This is a genomic window from Streptomyces sp. NPDC052225 (assembly GCF_040679615.1).
Classification (GTDB): Bacteria; Actinomycetota; Actinomycetes; order Streptomycetales; family Streptomycetaceae; genus Streptomyces.
The window spans coordinates 59,995-78,122 of sequence record NZ_JBFAVD010000028.1; the positions used below are offsets into that span (position 1 = coordinate 59,995).

The following is an 18,128-nucleotide window of genomic DNA, read 5'->3' on the forward strand; positions in this document are numbered from 1 at the left end:
ATGCCGAAGCTGAGTGTCGTCGTGTACGGCAGGGACGTGCAGGGCCTGCTCGGGGTCTGCCTCGACAGCGTGACCGCCCAACTCGCCGATGAGGTCGAGCTGTTGGCGGCCGCCGTCGGCGACGACGCGCAGGACGTCGCCGTGCGGCACGGCGCCGCCGTGGTGCCGCTGCCGGCCGGGACGCCGGACGCCGCCGCCCGGACCGCCGGTGCCGAGCGGGCCCGGGGCGAGTGGCTGTGGTTCGTGCACGCCAAGGACCGGCTGCCGGTGGGCGGGGTGCGGGCGCTGCTCGACCGGCTCGCCGAGGTGCCGGACGCGGTGGACGTGGTCGTCGCCGACCACGCCCGCTCGACGTGGCGCTCCAGCGGCGGACTCAGCCCTGACGCACGGCAGTTGACCCGGGTCGGCCGCCGCGATCTGCCCCTGTCGGAAGCCCCGGACCTGCTGCGGGTCACGCCGATCCTCGGCAACCGCGCGCTGCGCTCCTCGTTCTGGAGGGCGCACGACAGGGGCTCCGGCGAGATGTTCGCCGCCCGGGCCGCCCTCGTCCTCGCCGACCGGATCGCCTGCCTGGAGCAAGTGATCGTCGACGTACGGGAGTTGCGGCCCGAGAGTCTGCCGCCGGTGACGGCCGAGGAGCGGTACGCGCTCGTCGACGCGTACGAGAAGCTCCAGCTGCTCATGCAGCGGCGGGGCACCGCGGCCCGGCCGCGGGCCGTCCTGTACGACCTGATGGCCACGGAGACGATGCGGGTCGTGGCGCGCGAGACGATGCCGGACGACGTGGCGCGGGAGTTCTTCCACCGCGCGTCGGCCGCGGCGGTGCGCTGGGAGCCGGCCGGGTACCGGCGGCCCGGCGGCCTGGAGGGCGTGCGGCGCCGGCTGCTGGAAGAGGACGCGTACACGAAGTACCGGGCGTTCCAGGCCGCGAACCACAAGCGGCGCGACCTCAAGGCGGCCGTACGGGAACGCAAGCGGCAGGTCGGCGTCAAGGTCCGCGACCACTACTACCGGCGGGCCCTGCGCGAGCCCGTCGACCCGAACTTGGCTGTATTCAGCGCCTACTGGGACCGGGGGGTTGCGTGCAACCCCGGCGCCGTCGCGGCGAAGCTCACCGAGCTCGCGCCGCACATCCGCCCGGTATGGGTCGTGTCGAAGGCGACCGAGCCGCTGCTGCCGCCCGGCACCGACCACGTCGTGCCCGGCACCCGCCGCTACTGGGAGGTGATGGCGCGCGCGAAGTACCTGGTCAACAACGTCAACTTCCCGAACGCCGTCGTGAAGCGACCGGACGCCGTCCACCTCCAGACGCACCACGGCACCCCGCTGAAGAAGATGGGCCTCGACCAGATCGACCACCCGACGGCGTCGAAGGGCCTCGACTTCGACGCGCTGCTCGCCCGCGTCGACAAGTGGGACTACAGCGTCAGCGCCAACAGCCACTCGACGCGCATGTGGGAGCACGCCTACCCGTCGCACTACACGTCCCTCGACCACGGCTACCCGCGCAACGACGTGTACTACAGCGCGAGTTCGGCCGACATCCGCGCCGTCCGCGACCGGCTCGGCATCGCGCCCGGCAAGCGTGCCGTCCTGTACGCGCCGACCCACCGCGACTACGAGGCGAACTGGAACCCGCGCCTGGACCTCGCCGCGCTCTCCGCCGGCCTCGGCGACGACACGGTGCTGCTCGTGCGCGGCCACTACTTCTACGGCGGCGCCGCCTCCCCGCTCGCCGGTCTGCGGCGCAGCGGCCACGTCATCGACGTCTCCACGTACGACCCGGTGGAGGAGCTGGCGCTCGCCTCCGACGCGCTGATCACGGACTACTCGTCCATCATGTTCGACTACGCCAACCTCGACCGGCCGATCATCAGCTACGCCGACGACTGGGAGACGTACGCGAAGACACGCGGCGTCTACTTCGACCTGATGGCCGAGCCGCCGGGCCATGTGGCGCGCACCCAGGACGAGTTGACGGAGATCCTCGCCACGGACGCGTGGCGCGACGAGACGTCGGCGAAGGCCCGCGCGCACTTCCGGCGCCGGTTCTGCGAGTTCGACGACGGGCGCGCCGCCGAGCGCGTGGTGCGCCGCGTCTTCCTCGGCGAGCCGGAGGAGGCGCTGCCGCGCGTCGTCCCGGTCGACTCCCGCACGCCCGCCCCGACGCCCGAGGAGGCGACCCGCTGATGCCCGCGCGCACCCCCGACGTGACCGTCACGGTCATCGTCTTCAACGACGCCGAACGCCTGCCCCGCGCCATCGCCTCCCTCCAGGCGCAGACCCACCCCAACATCGAGATCGTCATCAGCGACGACCACTCCACCGACAACACTCCCGAGGTCGCACGGGAGTTGGCCGCCGCCGACCACCGCATCACGTATCTGCGGCTGCCGGAGAACAGCGGGGGGTGCAGCGCCCCGCGCAACCGGGCCCTCGACATCGCCCGCGCCCCGTACCTGATGTTCCTCGACAGCGACGACGAACTCCCGGCCAACGCGGTCGAGTTGCTGCTCGCCGCGCACCGCGAGCGCGAGATCGACTTCGCGATGGGCGCGGTGGAGCGGGTCCGCGTCGACACCGGCCGCACGTCGCTGTGGATGCCGCACCTGGTCGCCGAGCGGCGCACGGTCGACGGGATCGAGGCCGAACCCGGCCTGTTCTTCGAGCACTTGTCGACGAGCAAGATGTACGCGCGCGCCTTCCTCGACCGGCACGGCCTGCGCTTCCCCGAGGGCATCCACTACGAGGACCAGCTCTTCTCCGCGCAGGCCTACTGCCTCGCGAAGTCCTTCACCATCATCCCGGAGCCGGTCTACCGCTGGTACATCGCGCCGTACGTCGAGGAGACCGCGGCCTCCATCTCCAACCAGCGGCACAAGCTGAGCAATGTCCGCGACCGCGTCCACGTACAGGAGCTCATCGACGACTTCCTCGCCGAGGGCGGGTACAGCGCGGCGCTGCGCGAGGCCAAGGACTACAAGTTCCTCAAGCACGACTTCCGGATGTACGCCGGTGATCTGCCGTACCGCGACGAGGAGTGGCTGACCGGGTTCGCCGCGCTCGTGAACCCGTACCTGGCGCGGCTCGCGCCCGGCGCCTTCGCCCGGCTGCCGCGCCCCGAGCGGGTCGTGATCCAGCTGGTGCGCGACGGCCGGCTCGACGAGGCGCGGCTCGCGGCGCGCGGACTCGGCCACGGCGTCGCCCCGCGGGTCACCTCGGCCGACGCGCGGGGCGCCGTCTACTGGGGCGACCGGGTGCCCGACTCGGCGGACGGACGGCGCGAACTCGCCCTGAGCGAGCTGGCGTTGGACGCGCGGCCCTTCCCGCGGGCCCAGTTCCGGCACGAGATCCTGACCGTCGAGCGGGGACCGGGCCCCGCGTCGGTCGCGCTGCACGTGCGCACGTACGACCCGGGGCTGCGGCTGCCGGTGGGCCCGCAGGTCGCGTCGCTGCTCCTGTCCCCCGGGCGCAAGCGGATGACCGTACGGTTCCGGCTCGATCCGGTGCGGCCCGGGATCTTCGAGGGGCGGGTCGTGCTCGACCTGCGGGCGGCGCCGCTGCCCCCGCAGGGCTTCGACGGCGTCCGCCACCCCCTGCTCCAGCTCCAGGCACCGGGTGGCCTGCGCAACACCGGCCTGCTGCTCGCGCCCCTCGACTTCCCCGCGTTCTCGGCCACCGTCCACCGGCACCGCGTGACCGTGGAGCCGGAGGGGCGCGGGGCCGGACGCCTCCAGGTGCGGTTCGCACCGGTCGGGGTGACCGCGAAGGTCGTCCGGCCGGTCGCCCGGCGGGTCGGGCGCGGCCCGGTGGGCCGGCGGGTGCGGCGCGCGGCCCGGCTGGTGGCGAGCGTGACCCGCTGACGGCACGACGGCTCAGCCGAGGTCGGCGAGGTCCTCGTCCGTCAGCGTCAGCGAACCGGCCGCCACGTTCTCCTCCAGGTGAGCCGTCGACCCCGTGCCCGGGATCACCAGCGTCACCGGCGACAGGGACAGCGCCCAGGCGAGGGCGATCTGGTTGACCGTGGCGCCGTGCCGGGCCGCGACCTTCTCGACCGCCGTCGAGGAGACGTCGGCCATGCCCATCCCGAGGGAACCGAACGGCACGAAGGCGATGCCCGCGTCCGCGCACGCGGCGTGCAGCTCGGCCGCGTCCCGGTCGACCGCGTTGAAGTGGTTCTGGACGGCCGCGACGGGGGCGATGGCCCGCGCCTCCGCGAGGTGCGCGGTGTCGACGTTGCTGATGCCGAGATGCCGGATCAGGCCCTCCTCGCGCAGGGCGGCGAGCGCCTCGAAGCGGGCGGCGAGCGAGTCGCCGTGCGGCACCTCAAGAGAGCTGCCGATCCGCAGGTATACGAGGTCGAGCCGGTCCAGGCCGAGGCCCTCCAGGTTGGCCTCGACCTGCCCGCGCAACTGCTCGGGGGCCGCCTCGCCCACCGGGCCCCCGCCACTGAAGACGGGGCCGACCTTGGTGGCGATGGTCAGACCGTCCGCGTACGGGTGCAGGGCCTCGCGGATCAGGGTGTTGGCGCGGACGTCCGCGTCGCCGCCGCTGCGGTAGAAGTCGGCGGTGTCGATGTGGTTCACGCCCAGCTCGACGGCCCGGCGCAGCACGGCGCGGCCGGTCTCCGGGTCGCGGGCGGGGCCGGTTAAGCTGTTGCGGGGCAGGCGCATCGCGCCGAAGCCGACGCGGTGGACGGTGAGATCGCCGCCGAGGCGCAGTGTCTGGGTCATGGCTCCACCCTGCGCCGGTACGGGCCACGGCCGCGACCCGTGGCAACAACCTGCCATGCGGCACACTGGAGCGATGGCAGAGACCGTGACCCTCCATGGCGAGCAGGAGATGCTCGCCCGCACGGCGCCCCTCTTCGACGCGGTGTCCGAGGAGTTCCTCGTCGCCGCGTGCGATCTCGACACATGGCGCGGAGCCCGGCGGCGGCCCCGCACCCACCATGCACACCGGTCCCGCAAACTGGTCAGCCCGGCCGCCCTCGCGAACGAGGAGCACCGCAGGCACCTGCGCCAGATCGCCGACCAGGGCACACAGGTCAGGGTCGCGGCCACGCCGCTGCCGCGCAGCACGATCATCCTCGACCGGCGCACGATGATCCTGACCGGGCCGCGTCAGGAGTACACGCTGACCGTCTCCCCGACGCTCGTCGGCGGGGTGTACGCGCTCTTCGAGGCGGCCTGGGAGTCGGCCTCGGACCTCGCCGACCTGCTGCGCACCGAGCAGCCGGAGCTGTCCCCCGAGTCCCGCCGCATCCTGCGGGCGCTCGGCTCGGGCGCCACCGACGAGACGGCCGCACGCGACCTCGGCATGTCCGTGCGCACGTACCGCCGCCGCGTCGCGGAACTCCTCGACATCCTGGGCGCGGACTCCCGCTTCCAGGCCGGCCTACGAGCGGGCGCCCTCGGCCTCACCCCCTGACGACTACCCGACACAGGGCCTGCCCCCCCCCCCGCGGCCCCACGACCACCCTCCCCAGCACCGAAGCAAGCCACGACCCCTCGACGCCGACACCACCGACACCACGCCCGCACGCGAACCCGGCACGCCCGGCCTCACCGGGTGACGACGACGCGGGACAGGACGCGCCCGCGCGGCCCGGCCGCCACCGCCACCGCCACCGCCACCAGCGACTCCAGCGCCGACGCGGGCAGGGCTCCGCGCCGGTCCCCTCGGCCTCAGCGACTGACGACAACCCGATACAAGACCTGCCCCCGCGGCCCCGTCGCCACCTTCTCCAGCGCCGGGTCCGTGGCCGGGAGGCCGCCGTCGCTGCGGTACGCCACGACCCACCGCACGTCGTAGCGGCGCAGGACGGCAAGGCGCTCGGCCCGCGTCGAGCCCGCCGCGAAGTACGTGCGCACCGCCGCGTCGCGCGCGCCCTCGTCGCCGAGGAAGACGTCGGGGTAGCCGGGGGCGACCGTGTAGGGCCCGTACGCGGGGATCTGCCGGGCCGGGAACGTCTTGGCGAGGACCACGTCCCCGTACGCCGTCCAGCGCGTGATCCAGTGGTAACCCGCCCACGGCTCCCGGTACTTGGCGGCGACCGCGTCCGGCAGTGCGCCGCGCGGGACGACGTAGCCGAGCGTCCCGGCCTGCGTCCACGCCCCCACGGCGAGCGCGCCGGCGACCGCCCAGCCGAAGGCGGTGCGCACGGCGCGGCGCGGCGCGCAGCACACCTCCAGGGCCGCCGCGACCTGCGCGGGGATCAGCACGGCGGGCAGCACCCGCCCCCACGACCAGTGCCCGCTCACCCCGCCCGCCGCGAACACCACGAGCCCCAGCAGGCAGAACAGCACCAGCGGGTCGCGCCGTTCGCGCCGCCACCGCAGCACGAGCGCGGCCCCGCCGACCACCGCCACCAGCCAGAACCGCCCGGCGAGTTCCCGGTAAAGCGACCGGTGGATCTCCTCCAGACCGCCGACGCCGAAGAGGCCGAAGAACGAGTAGTACGGCCATACGGCCAGCAGGGCGAGGCCGAGCGCGAGGCCGCCGCCGAGCCTGATCCAGTACGCCCGCGCCGGCCACGGCCGCACCCCCACCACCATCGCGAGTGCCCCCAACGACGCGACGACGCCGGTGAATTGGTGGCTGAGCAGGATCACCGCCCACAGCACGCCCGCGCCGAGGAAGTGCCACCAGCCCGTCGCCCGCCGCAGCAGCGCCCACAGCCAGAAGGAGGCGCCGAGCGCGAACGTGCTGGGGTAAGCGACCGTCAGGGCAAGGGAGTTGAGCCCGAGGAACCCGCTCCAGCTGAACAGCGTCGTGCCCCACAGCAGCACCAGGCAGAGCAGCACGAGCGCGGTGGCGAGGCCCCGCCCGGCCCCCCGCGCAAGAGCCTCCGCGAACACCCCCACGAAGGCCCACACGCCGGAGGCGAGCACCGCCAGCGAGACGAGCGCCGCGACCCGCAGCACCACGAAGACCCCGAGCCCGCTCGCCTTCGCCACGCATCCGAGCAGCAGCGTCCACGGCGTGTAGTACGGGGACGGCGCGTCGGCCGCGACCAGCGGATCACCGGGGGCGAGCAGATCGTGCCGCAGCCGTTCGACCGTGGCGGCATGAATACCCAGGTCACCGGCCCACGGCAGACGTACGACGACGCCGACGAGCAGGACGAGGACGAGCAGGGCGCCGATCCGCGCGAGCGCGCTACCCGTGCCGCGCATGGTGCCGGTGCTGGAAGACCCACGTCCGGTAGACCAGGAAGCGGAACGCGGAGGCCAGCAGGATCGACAGGCCCTTCGCCACGTTCGACGCGAGCGGCCCGGTCATCCCGGCCCCGCGGTAGCCCGCGTAGAACAGCAGGCTCTCCATCAGCACGCCGAGCCCGCTGAAGACGAAGAAGAGCAGGATCTGCCGGCGGGTGCGGGCCGCCCGGTCGCGGTAGGCGAAGTAGCGGAAGCCCAGGTAGTTGGTGCCCATGGCGACACAGCTCGCGACGACCGTCGCCGCCATGGCACCCGAACCCAGGCCCTGGAGAAGGAGGTTGAAGACGACGAGGTTGACGAGGACGCCGCTGCCGCCGACCACGCCGAACTTCACGATCTCGTAGGAGAGGCGGCGCAGACGGAGCAGGGCCGGGCGGGGCGTCATGAACGAGGCGACCGTCACCGGGACCTCGCGCGCAGCTTCCACGGCATCGCCACGGACTCCAGCTGCACCATCAGGCTCATCTTCGACTCGCCGACCGTACGGTCCTCGAAGTGGATGGGGACCTCGATGGCGCCGTAACCGCGGCGCAGCGCCCGGTACTTCATCTCGACCTGGAAGCTGTAGCCCGCGCTGTCGACCGAGCCGAGGTCGATGGCGCGCAGCGCGTCCTCGCGCCACAGGTTGAAGCCGCCGGTGATGTCGCGCACCCGGGTGCCGAGGATGGTGCCCGCGTACGCGTTGGCCCAGCGGGACAGCAGCCGGCGGTGCGCGCCCCACGCGTCGGAGAGGGTGCCGCCCTGCACATACCGGCTGCCGATGGTGACCCCGGCGCCGGTGGACAGCGCAACTCCCAGCATTTCGGGGACCTTTGGCACCGGGTGGCTGCCGTCGGCGTCCATCTGGAGCACGTACCGGGCGCCGTCGGCGACGGCCCGGGCCATGCCCGCCGCGTAGGCGCGCCCGAGCCCTTCCTTGCCGGCCCGGTGCAGGACCGCCATCCGTTCGGGCCCGAATCTGCGGACGTACCCCTCGGCGATGTCCCCCGTCCCGTCCGGGCTGGCGTCGTCGACGACGAGCAGCCGCAGCCCCGGCAGGTCGAGCGCCATCAGCGCCTCGGCCATCCGGGGCAGGTTCCCCGCCTCGTTGTACGTGGGCATGACGACGGTGAGCGGTGTCGCGGCCCAGTCGTGGGGCAGCGCGGCGGCGCGGCTCGTCGGCTTCGGCGACTTCGACGGCATCGGCTCTCCCTGATAATCAGTCAGACAATCAGGTCCACTTTAGACGTAATGCCCGCTTTCAAGGCATATCCGGGGCGACGCCGAGGGTCATGGGCCGCAAAAAAACGGGGCGCGCCGAGCCGTCCGGCCCGACACGCCCCGCTTCAGCGCGTGATCACGAATGCGTACGCACCGTGTCTACGAATGCGTGCGCACCGTGTCTACGAATGCGTGCGCAGCAACGTCCTCATCGTCCGCATCGCCACCGACAGGTTCGCCAGGTCGAAGGCGTCCGAGCCCTGGATCTCCTCCAGGGTCGAGCGTGCCCGGCCCAGGATCGGCGCGTTCTTCTCCTCCCACGCCTTGAACCGCTGCTCCGGCGTCGACGTCCCGTTCCCGGCGGCCAGCACATCGGCCGTCAGGGCGGCGTGCGCCGCGTACAGGTCCTCGCGGATCGACGCGCGGGCCATCGACTGCCAGCGGTCGGCCCGCGGCAACTCGATGATGCGGTCCATGAGTTGGGTGATGGAGAGCCGGTCACCGAGGTCGTAGTACACCTCGGCGACGGCCAGCGCGTCCTTGCCCGTGCGGTCGGCGATCTGCACGATGTCGAGCGTCGGGAACGCGGACGAGAACCCGGCGACGCGCTGCGCCAGCTCCTCCGGCACCCCGACGCCGGTCAGCTCGTCGAGGATCGACTGGTACCACTCGGCGTCGGCACCGCGCAGCATCTTCGGCATGGCCGCCCAGACCTCGGCGACACCCGCCTTGAAGAAGTCGATCGTCTCGGCCAGCTGAAGCGGCTGCGGGCGGTTGTTGAGCAGCCAGCGGGTGCCGCGCTCCACGAGTCGCCGCGAGTGCAGGCGGATCCGGGTCTGGACGTCGGCGGCGACGACATTGTCGAGCGCCTCCACCGCGTCCCACACCTCACTGAGCCCGAAGATCTCGCGCGCGGCGAGCTGCGCCCGCACGATCTCCTCCAGCGATGCGCCGGTCTCCTCGCGCAGCCGGTGCAGGAAGGTCGAACCGCCGGTGTTCACCGTGTCGTTGACCAGGACCGTCGTGATGATCTCGCGGCGCAGCGCGTGCGCGTCGATCGCGTCGAGGTACTTCTCGCGCAGCGGCTGCGGGAAGTACGCGTGCAGCAGCCGGCGCAGGTACGGGTCGTCCGGCAGCGACGTCGTGATCAGCTCGTCGGCGGCCGTGATCTTCGTGTACGCGAGGAGGACGGCGAGTTCGGGCTGGCTCAACCCGCGCCCGCCGTTGAGGAGTTCCTTGATCTGCCGGTCGTTCGGCAGGAACTCCAGACCCCGGTCGAGGTGGCCCTGCTTGCCCAGGCGGCGCATGAAGCGCTGGTGGGCGTGGAGCAGGGACGGCGACTGGGCCACGGCGTTGCCGAGCGCGGTGTTCTGCGCGTAGTTGTTGCGCAGCACCAGGTGCCCGACCTCTTCGGTCATCGCGGCGAGCAGCTTGTTGCGCTGCTTGACGGTCAGGTCCCCGTCCGACACCAGGCCGTTGAGGAGAATCTTGATGTTGACCTCGACGTCGGAGGTGTTCACGCCGGCGCTGTTGTCGATCGCGTCGGTGTTCACCTTGCCGCCGGTCCGGGCGAACTCGATCCGGCCGAGCTGCGTGGCGCCGAGGTTGCCGCCCTCGCCGATGACCTTGGCGCGCACGTCCTGGCCGTCGACGCGGATGGCGTCGTTGGCCTTGTCGCCGACGTCCGCGTTCGACTCGACCGACGACTTCACGTACGTACCGATGCCGCCGTTCCACAGCAGGTCGACCGGCGCGTGCAGGATGGCCTTCATCAGTTCGGCCGGCGTCATCTTCGCCGCGCCCGACTCGATGCCGAGCGCCTCGCGGATGTGCGCGTTGATCTGGATCGCCTTGGCGGAGCGCGGGAAGATGCCGCCGCCCGCGGAGATCAGATCCTTGTCGTAGTCGGCCCACGAGGAGCGCGGCAGCTCGAACATGCGGCGGCGCTCGGCGTACGAGGTGGCCGCGTCCGGCTTCGGGTCGATGAAGATGTGCCGGTGGTCGAAGGCGGCGACGAGCCGGATGTGCTCGCTCAGCAGCATGCCGTTGCCGAACACGTCACCGGACATGTCGCCCACGCCGACCACGGTGAAGTCCTCGGACTGCGTGTCGACGCCCAGCTCGCGGAAGTGCCGCTTGACGGACTCCCAGGCGCCGCGCGCGGTGATGCCCATGGCCTTGTGGTCGTAACCGGCCGAGCCACCGGACGCGAAGGCGTCACCGAGCCAGAAGTTGTAGCTGTTCGCGACCTCGTTGGCGATGTCCGAGAACGTCGCCGTGCCCTTGTCGGCCGCGACCACGAGGTACGTGTCGTCCTCGTCGTGCCGCACGACGTCGGCCGGCGGCACGACCTCGCCGCCGACCAGGTTGTCGGTGATGTCGAGCAGCGCCGAGATGAACGTCTTGTACGCGGCGATGCCCTCGGCCAGCCACGCGTCCCGGTCCACGCTCGGGTCGGGCAGCTGCTTGGCGACGAAGCCGCCCTTCGCGCCGACCGGCACGATGACGGTGTTCTTCACCATCTGCGCCTTGACCAGGCCGAGGATCTCCGTACGGAAGTCCTCGCGCCGGTCGGACCAGCGCAGACCGCCGCGCGCGACCTTGCCGAACCGCAGGTGCACGCCCTCGACGCGCGGCGAGTACACCCAGATCTCGTACGCGGGCCGCGGCGCGGGCAGGTCGGGGATGGCCTGCGGGTCGAACTTCATCGAGACGTACGAGTGCGGCAGGCCGCCCCCGGCCTCCTGGAAGAAGTTCGTCCTGAGCGTGGCCTTGATGACGGTGAGGAAGGACCGCAGGATCCGGTCCTCGTCCAGCGAGGCGACCTGGTCGAGCGCGCCGTCGAGCTCTTCGAGCAGCCCGTCGATGAGCTCGGTCCCGGCGCGCTGCCGGTCCGGCGACATCCGCGCCTCGAAGAGGGAGACGAGCAGACGCGTCGTGTGGACGTTGTTGCGGAGGGTGTCCTCCATGTAGTCCTGGCTGAACGTCGCGCCCGCCTGGCGCAGGTACTTGGCGTACGCGCGAAGCACCATCGCCTGACGCCAGTTGAGACCGGCGCGCAGCACCAGGGCGTTGAACCCGTCGTTCTCGGCGAGCCCGGTCCAGGTCGCGGAGAACGCCTCCTGGAACCGCTCGCGGCCGTCGGCCCCGAGGTCGTTGCCGTTGCCCGGCTTCGGCATGCGCAGGCCGAAGTCGTAGATCCACGCGGTCGTACGGTCCGCGCAGCGCAGCTCGTACGGGCGCTCGTCGGTGACCTCGACGCCCAGGCGCTGCAGGACCGGCAGGACGGCCGACAGGGAGACGGGCGCGCCGGTCCGGTAGATCTTGAAGCGGCGCTCGCCGGGGGCCGCGCCCACCGGCTCGTACAGGGAGAGCGCGAAGTCCTTCTCGCCGCGGCTGAGCTGCTCCAGGTGGACCAGGTCGGCGACGGCGGCGCGCGGCGTGTGGTCCGCCTTGTAGCCCTCGGGGAACGCGTGCCCGTAACGGCGCAGCAGTTCGGCGGCGCGCTCCTCGCCGCACTCGGCGTTCAGCGCCTCCGCGAAGCCGTCGGCCCAGGAGCGGGCGGCCTCGACGAGACGGGCCTCGATGCGGTCCTTGTCGGCGTCCGAGAGCTGCGGCAGCTCGGTGCCCGGCGGGACGCGGACGACGAAGTGCAGCCGGGACAGGATCGACTCGGTGTTCCACGCGGTGAAGTCGACGCTGGTGCCGCCGAGCTCCTCCTTGAGGATGTCGATGATCCGCAGCCGCACGCCGGTGGTGTAGCGGTCGCGGGGCAGGTAGACGAGCGCCGAGTAGTAGCGCCCGTACTCGTCCTTGCGCAGGTACAGGCGCAGCCGGCGCCGCTCCTGGAGGTAGAGGACGGAGGTGACGATCTCGCGCAGCTCGTCGGCCGGCGTCTGGAAGAGCTCGTCGCGCGGGTACGTCTCCATGATCTGCATCAGGTCGCGGCCGTCGTGGCTGGCGGGCGAGAAGCCCGCGCCCTTGAGGACCTCGGCGACCTTGCGGCGGATGACGGGGACGCGGCGCACGGACTCGGTGTACGCGGCGGAGGAGAACAGGCCGAGGAAGCGCCGCTCGCCCACGACGTTGCCGTCCGCGTCGAACTTCTTGACGCCGACGTAGTCGAGGTAGCTCGGGCGGTGCACGGTGGCACGGCTGTTGGCCTTGGTCAGGACGAGCAGCTTGTGCTCGCGGGCCTTGGCACGGGCGTCGGCCGGAAGCCGGTTGAACGACGGCGAGACCGGGTGGTGGTCCTCGGCCTCGTGGTGCGGGTCGGAGCGCAGGATGCCGAGTCCGGTGCCGGGCACGGCGGCCAGCGAGTCGTCGTCGGTGAGGTTGTACTCGCGGTACCCGAGGAACGTGAAGTGGTCGGCGGACAGCCAGCGAAGGAGTTCGCGGGCCTCCTCGACCTCCTGCTCGGGCAGGTCGCCCGCGGTCGGCTCGCTCGGCAGCTCGTCGGCGATCCGCAGCGCCGCGTCGCGCATCTTCTCCCAGTCCTCGACGCACTCGCGTACGTCGGACAGGACACGCAGCAGGTCGGAGGTGATCTGCTTGAGGTCGGCGCGGTCGGTCTCGCGGTCCATCTCCACGTGGATCCACGACTCGGTGAGGATGTCGTGGCCGCTGGCCTCGGTCCCGGCCGGAAGCACTTCGAGGAGCTTGCCGGTGACGTCACGCCTGACCACGACCTGCGGGTGGATCACCACGTGAATGCCGCGGCCCTGCCGGGACAGCTCGTTGGTCACGGAGTCCACGAGGAACGGCATGTCGTCGGTGACGACCTCGACGACGGAGTGGCTGCACGTCCAGCCGTTCTCCTCGACGGTCGGCGTGTGGACCTTCACGTTCGCGGTGCCCTGCGGACGGGCCTCGGCGAGACGGTAGTGCGAGTACGCGGCGCCGAAGACGTCGACCGGGTCGCGGTCCGTGAGGTCCTCGGGTGCGGTGTGCAGGTAGTAGCGCTGGAGGAACGCGAGCACGGTGTCCCGGTCAGGAGTGCCCTCGTCCGTCGCCCCAGTCGGTAGGTGCCCCCCTACCGGGCTGTTCTCAGCTACCCGGGCGGCCCGTGCGAGCAGCTCGGCCTTGGCTTCGTCCAGCTTGGTCTGCATTGTCCTCTGGCTCCTGTCGCGCGCCGTTGCGTGACGTAGAAATGATCGGTACGACGTAACGCCGCGACGCGGGGTCTCCGGTCTGCGACGACGTTATGCCGGAATGAGAGAAGAGCGGACGGGAATGCGCCATTTTCAACGTACTGGCCATCCGCCGGAAACGATCAGCATCTGAGCGCCGGGCACGGTCGCTGTGGCGACCCGTGAGCTCCCGGCGCGGGCAGGGGGCGACGATGCCCCCGCGAGATATCGCGCTGATCACGGGACAAGGCTATCGCTCTCCCCGGGGGACCCGTCATGAGCCGTATGTGTACAAAACCTGGGGTCGAACTTTGACACTCTGCACAGAACCGCGGCCACGCACGGCCTCTTGCCAGGAGACAGGGGCGGCGACACCGTGAGCAGAGCAGCTCGGACCAGTCCGGCGAGGGGAGTGTGTGACCCATGGCACCCAAGATCCTGATCGTCACCGGCGACGCGGCGGAGTCGCTGGAAGTGCTCTACCCGTACCAGCGGCTGCGCGAGGAGGGGTACGAGGTCGACATCGCGGCACCCGAGGTCAAGACGCTGCGGTTCGTCGTCCACGACTTCGAGCCCGGATTCGACACGTACACCGAGAAGCCCGGGTACACCTGGCCGGCCGACATCGCCTTCTCCGAAGTCGACCCGGGCCAGTACGCCGCTCTGGTGATCCCGGGCGGCCGGGCCCCCGAGTACCTGCGCGGCGACCCCGAGCTCCGCAAGATCGTCAAGTTCTTCTTCGACGCGGACAAGCCCGTCGCCCAGATCTGTCACGGCCCGCTCCTGACGGCGGCGGTCGACGGACTGCGAGGCCGGCGCGTCACCTCGTACCCGGCGCTCGAACCGGACATGCAGTCGGCCGGCGCCACCTTCCAGGACGCGGAGGTGGTCGTCGACGGCACGCTGGTCTCGGCCCGCGCCTGGCCGGACCACTCGGCGTGGATGCGCGAGTTCCTCACGGTGCTGCGGGCGAAGTCACCGGCGCTCTGAACACGCAGCCCGCGGGGTCCGGGCGGGCCGTGCAGGGGGGAGGTGGCTGCCCCGCCGACGAGGGCAGCCACCCCGGTGTGCCGTGCTCCGGGCGCCACGGCGGAGGTCCGTTGCCACGACAGCCGTGGGGAGTTGACCATTACTGCCCGACACCCCGCCGCACCGCTTCCTCCCGCAGCACCGGCACACGGACAGCGTCCCGCAGGATGAATGCCCGGGGCATCGGTATCCCGGAAGACCGGTATACGCATATGGGGGCGCGGGGGCGGTGATCCGTATACCTACGCGGCCCCGGAGACGACGCCCCCTGAGGCTGCGGCGAAGCCGCGCCGACAGGGGCGCGGGGCTGTACCACTATGCGGCTCCGCCGCGCGGGCGCGACCAGCCCCCCTTGAGGCTGCGGCGAAGCCGCGCCGACAGGGGCGCGGGGAACTGCGCGCTCAGCCCCCACCGAACCCGCACACGACGACGCCTCCCCCGCCTCCCCCGACCCGAGCTGTCAGCCTCCCGAACTCTCCACCTGCACCTCGGTCCGCGACCCCACCCCCAACTTCGCCAAGATGTGCTCCACATGCGCGTCAGCCGTCCGCTTGGAGATCACCAGCTGCTCGGCGATCTCCCGATTGGACAGCCCCTGCTCCACCAGCGCGGCGACCTCCCGCTCGCGCCGCGTCAACGCGTCCACCCCGCCCCGCCGCGCCGCAGGCACAGGCATCGGCGCCCCCGGCACCTCGGCCCCCGAGCGGACAGCCTCGAGCACCTGGTCCCCCGAAAGCCGCGCCCCCGTCTCGGTCCACCGCCGGAACTCCGCGTCACCCAGCGCCCGCTGCACCGCCTGCCGCGCGCTCTCCTGCTCCTCGAAGACGGACGGCAGCATCCCGACCGGGTCGCCGCCGCCGAGCCGCCGCGCGTTCTCCGCGTACCCGATCAGCCAGGCCGCCCGCACGAACCTTTTGTCGTGCGCCGCCGCCCACGCGAGAACGAGGCAGCACATCGCCGCGATGAGCACCTCGCCGATCTCGGCGACGGCCTCCAGACCCCGGCACAGGGCCGCGACGGCGTCCTCCCGCTCCCCGGTCAGCCACAGGATCAGGCCCTGCACCATCAGCGTCGACCCGTACAGCTGCCGCTCGCCGGTGCCCTCCAGATACGCGAGCCCCGTACGGCACAGCTCCAGGGCGCCCTCGGTGTCGCCGAGCACCCCGAGCACCAGCGCGCCTTCGTAGTGGATGACTCCTATGCCGAGCCCGTCGCCGCGCGCGAGGATCCGCTGCCGCGCGTCCTCCAGCGCGGGGAGCCCCTCAGGGTCACCGCACAGCGCGTTCAGGCCGCCCAGGTACGCCTCGCAGAACAGCTCCACCCGGTCGTTGCCCGCCTCGCGCGCGACGCCGACCGCCCGGTGGAAGAGTTCCAGCGCACCGGGCAGGTCCCCGGTCCACACGGAGAACAGGGCGCACATGAACCGCCCCCACGCCTGCTCCTCGCCCGTCTCCGGCAGCAGCGCGAGCCCCTTCTCGACCCAGTACCGCCCCTCGGAGATCGCCCCGCAGGCCCGCCAGTACGGGCCCAGCTGCGAGGCGAGCCACAGCCCGTCCGCGGCCGACTCCCCACTCTGGTACGCGTATTCGAGCGCGGCCCGCAGATCGGCGCTCTCGGCGCGCAGCACCCGGTAGTGGCCGGGCTGGGCGGCCGTGAGGAACTCGTCCCAGTAGCGCTGCCCGAGGTCGCGGTAGTACGCGAAGTGCCGCGCCCGCACGGCGGCGCCCTGCCCGGACTCCTCCAGCCACTCGGCGCCGTACTCGCGGATGGTGTCGAGCAGCCGGTAGCGGCTGCCGTTCTCCCCGATCCGCTGGACGACGGACTTGTCGACGAGCCCGATGAGGTGTTCGAGGACCTCACCGGGCCCCAACTCGCCACCGGCGCCCACATATTCGGCGGCGGGCAGCTCGAAGGACCCGGCGAACACCGAGAGCCGCGCCCACAGCAACCGCTCCTGCGGGGTGCACAGTTCATGGGACCAGCCGATGGCCGTCCGCAGCGTCTGGTGCCGCGTCAGCGCGGTGCGCCGCCCGCCGGTGAGCACCTCGAAGCGGTGCCCGAGCCGCTCCACGAGCTGCTCCAGAGGTACGGCCCGCAGCCGCACCGCCGCCAGCTCAAGGGCAAGCGGAATACCGTCCAACCGGCCCGCCAATGCGGCCAGTTGCCCCTTGTTGGCGTCGGTGACCGCGAAGCCGGGGACGACGGACGCCGCCCGCTGCACGAACAGCTCAAGCGCGTCCTCGGGCCCGAGCGGCGCGACGGCGCAGCAGTGCTCGCCCGGCACGTCGAGGGGCTGCCGGCTGGTGGCGAGCACGCTCACGCCCGCGGCCTCGCGCAGCAGCACGTCGGTGAGCATGGCGCACGCGTCGACGAGGTGCTCGCACGTGTCGAGGACGATGAGCTGCTGCCGCCCCTGCAGATGGGCGACGACCGCGTCGAGCGGCTCCATGCCCGCCTGCTCGGGCAGTTCGAGCACGGCGGCGAGGGTGGCGGGGATGAGCTCGGGGTCCCGCAGCGCGCTCAGCTCGACGAGCCACACCCCGTCGGGGAACCGCTCGGCGAGCCCGGCCGCCGCACGCATCGCCGTACGACTCTTGCCGACTCCGCCGGGGCCGACCAGGGTGACCAGCCTGGCCTGCTCGAACGCGCCCTGCACCTGGGCGAGTTCGGCCGCCCTGCCGACGAACGTGGTGACTTCGACGGGGAGTTGACCGCCGCGCCGTTGCCCGAAGCCGAAACCCATGGTTGCCGTCCCCCGTCACGTATGCCCACACCACCGATCCCACCACAGCGTACGCAGCCACACGCGGAGCGTGAACGAACTCCGCTCAAAAGCCGACCGCGGCGGAAGGAGTGCTTCAGGCCGCCGCGGCGATCTCCTCGGCCACACCCACCGCTTCGGCAAGGCTGTCCACGACGGGCGCGCCGACACCCTCCAGGCTGGCCCTGCTGTGCGAACCGCCGGTGTAGAGCACGGCGTGGGCACCCACGTGCAGCGCGGCCACGGCGTCGTCGGCGGCGTCCCCGATGACGACGGTCCGCTCGGGCGCGACGCCCTCCCGGGCGAGCACGCCGATGTGCCGCACCATGTGCTCGGCCTTGCTGCCACCGGAAGGACCGGTCCGTCCGTCGACCCGTACGAACCGCTCGGCGATCCCGAACTGCCGCACCAGCGGCACGAGTTGGTCGTGCCCGTACATGCTGAGGATGGACTGGCTGCGCCCGGCGTCCTGCCATCCGGCGAGCAGCGTCTCGGCCCCGTCGGCGAGCCCGCACGCCGCGGAGTGCTCGGTGTAGTGCCGGTGGAACGCCTCGTCCATGGCGAGCCACTCGGTGTCGGTGGGCAGCCGCCCCATCAGCCGCTCGTAGAACTTGGGGACGGGCACGCAGTACAGCTCGCGGTACCTCTCCAGCGTGATCGGCGCGAGCCCGATCTCCGCGAAGGCGGCGTTCGTGGCGCGGATGATCGCGTCGTTGTCGTGGAACAGCGTCCCGTTCCAGTCCCAGACGATGTGCGCGGCTATGTGCTTCCCCATGCCTAAGAAAGTAC

Annotated in this window: 11 protein-coding genes; 4 read left to right on the plus strand and 7 right to left on the minus strand. The window is 71.9% G+C overall.

Going from position 1 to position 18,128, the window contains the following annotated elements; translation table 11 throughout:
• The gene (locus AB0L37_RS31730; protein ID WP_365513169.1) at positions 1–2,190 is read left to right on the plus strand and encodes a CDP-glycerol:glycerophosphate glycerophosphotransferase; all 2,190 of its coding nucleotides are present in this window, start codon (positions 1–3) and stop codon (positions 2,188–2,190) included.
• Positions 2,190–3,863: a glycosyltransferase family 2 protein gene (locus AB0L37_RS31735; protein WP_365513172.1), complete on the plus strand. Its 1,674-nt coding sequence runs from the start codon at positions 2,190–2,192 to the stop codon at positions 3,861–3,863. The genes AB0L37_RS31730 and AB0L37_RS31735 overlap by 1 nt, the downstream gene beginning before the upstream one ends.
• 12 nt (positions 3,864–3,875) lie before the next feature.
• Here AB0L37_RS31735 and AB0L37_RS31740 read toward each other — a convergent pair whose 3' ends face one another.
• Positions 3,876–4,733 (minus strand): aldo/keto reductase, encoded by an 858-nt coding sequence (locus AB0L37_RS31740; protein WP_365513175.1) that lies wholly within the window; start codon positions 4,731–4,733, stop codon positions 3,876–3,878.
• 73 nt (positions 4,734–4,806) lie between these two features.
• On the opposite strand from AB0L37_RS31740, the gene AB0L37_RS31745 reads away from it, so the two are divergent.
• Positions 4,807–5,430: a DNA-binding response regulator gene (locus tag AB0L37_RS31745; protein WP_365513177.1), complete on the plus strand. Its 624-nt coding sequence runs from the start codon at positions 4,807–4,809 to the stop codon at positions 5,428–5,430.
• A gap of 257 nt (positions 5,431–5,687) precedes the next feature.
• Here AB0L37_RS31745 and AB0L37_RS31750 read toward each other — a convergent pair whose 3' ends face one another.
• The 4 genes from AB0L37_RS31750 to AB0L37_RS31765 form a co-directional block, all read right to left on the minus strand.
• Complete coding sequence (locus AB0L37_RS31750) at positions 5,688–7,178, minus strand: hypothetical protein (protein ID WP_365513179.1); 1,491 nt, start codon at positions 7,176–7,178, stop codon at positions 5,688–5,690.
• Entirely contained in the window at positions 7,162–7,647 is a 486-nt protein-coding gene (locus AB0L37_RS31755) for a GtrA family protein (protein WP_365513181.1), read from the minus strand. The genes AB0L37_RS31750 and AB0L37_RS31755 overlap by 17 nt, the downstream gene beginning before the upstream one ends.
• Positions 7,620–8,402 (minus strand): polyprenol monophosphomannose synthase, encoded by a 783-nt coding sequence (locus AB0L37_RS31760; protein WP_365513184.1) that lies wholly within the window; start codon positions 8,400–8,402, stop codon positions 7,620–7,622. The genes AB0L37_RS31755 and AB0L37_RS31760 overlap by 28 nt, the downstream gene beginning before the upstream one ends.
• A 200-nt stretch (positions 8,403–8,602) precedes the next feature.
• Positions 8,603–13,528: an NAD-glutamate dehydrogenase gene (locus tag AB0L37_RS31765; protein WP_365513187.1), complete on the minus strand. Its 4,926-nt coding sequence runs from the start codon at positions 13,526–13,528 to the stop codon at positions 8,603–8,605.
• Positions 13,529–13,972: 444 nt separating this feature from the next.
• On the opposite strand from AB0L37_RS31765, the gene AB0L37_RS31770 reads away from it, so the two are divergent.
• Positions 13,973–14,539 (plus strand): DJ-1/PfpI family protein, encoded by a 567-nt coding sequence (locus tag AB0L37_RS31770; protein WP_365513189.1) that lies wholly within the window; start codon positions 13,973–13,975, stop codon positions 14,537–14,539.
• A gap of 499 nt (positions 14,540–15,038) precedes the next feature.
• Here AB0L37_RS31770 and AB0L37_RS31775 read toward each other — a convergent pair whose 3' ends face one another.
• Positions 15,039–17,321 carry a LuxR C-terminal-related transcriptional regulator gene (locus AB0L37_RS31775; RefSeq protein WP_365513192.1) on the minus strand — a complete coding sequence of 761 codons (2,283 nt, stop codon included), beginning with the start codon at positions 17,319–17,321 and terminating at the stop codon, positions 15,039–15,041.
• A gap of 115 nt (positions 17,322–17,436) precedes the next feature.
• The gene (locus AB0L37_RS31780; protein ID WP_365513195.1) at positions 17,437–18,114 is read right to left on the minus strand and encodes an HAD hydrolase-like protein; all 678 of its coding nucleotides are present in this window, start codon (positions 18,112–18,114) and stop codon (positions 17,437–17,439) included.
• Positions 18,115–18,128 lie beyond the last annotated feature (14 nt).

Excerpts from the sequence above, each read along its gene's own strand:
- AB0L37_RS31750 (WP_365513179.1), bottom strand. The coding sequence starts at position 7,178 with ATGCGCGGCACGGGTAGCGCGCTCGCGCGGATCGGCGCCCTGCTCGTC.
- AB0L37_RS31760 (WP_365513184.1), bottom strand. The coding sequence starts at position 8,402 with ATGCCGTCGAAGTCGCCGAAGCCGACGAGCCGCGCCGCCGCGCTGCCC.
- AB0L37_RS31745 (WP_365513177.1), top strand. The coding sequence starts at position 4,807 with ATGGCAGAGACCGTGACCCTCCATGGCGAGCAGGAGATGCTCGCCCGC.
- AB0L37_RS31770 (WP_365513189.1), top strand. The coding sequence starts at position 13,973 with ATGGCACCCAAGATCCTGATCGTCACCGGCGACGCGGCGGAGTCGCTG.
- AB0L37_RS31765 (WP_365513187.1), bottom strand. The coding sequence starts at position 13,528 with ATGCAGACCAAGCTGGACGAAGCCAAGGCCGAGCTGCTCGCACGGGCC.
- AB0L37_RS31740 (WP_365513175.1), bottom strand. The coding sequence starts at position 4,733 with ATGACCCAGACACTGCGCCTCGGCGGCGATCTCACCGTCCACCGCGTC.
- AB0L37_RS31730 (WP_365513169.1), top strand. The coding sequence starts at position 1 with ATGCCGAAGCTGAGTGTCGTCGTGTACGGCAGGGACGTGCAGGGCCTG.
- AB0L37_RS31780 (WP_365513195.1), bottom strand. The coding sequence starts at position 18,114 with ATGGGGAAGCACATAGCCGCGCACATCGTCTGGGACTGGAACGGGACG.
- AB0L37_RS31775 (WP_365513192.1), bottom strand. The coding sequence starts at position 17,321 with ATGGGTTTCGGCTTCGGGCAACGGCGCGGCGGTCAACTCCCCGTCGAA.
- AB0L37_RS31735 (WP_365513172.1), top strand. The coding sequence starts at position 2,190 with ATGCCCGCGCGCACCCCCGACGTGACCGTCACGGTCATCGTCTTCAAC.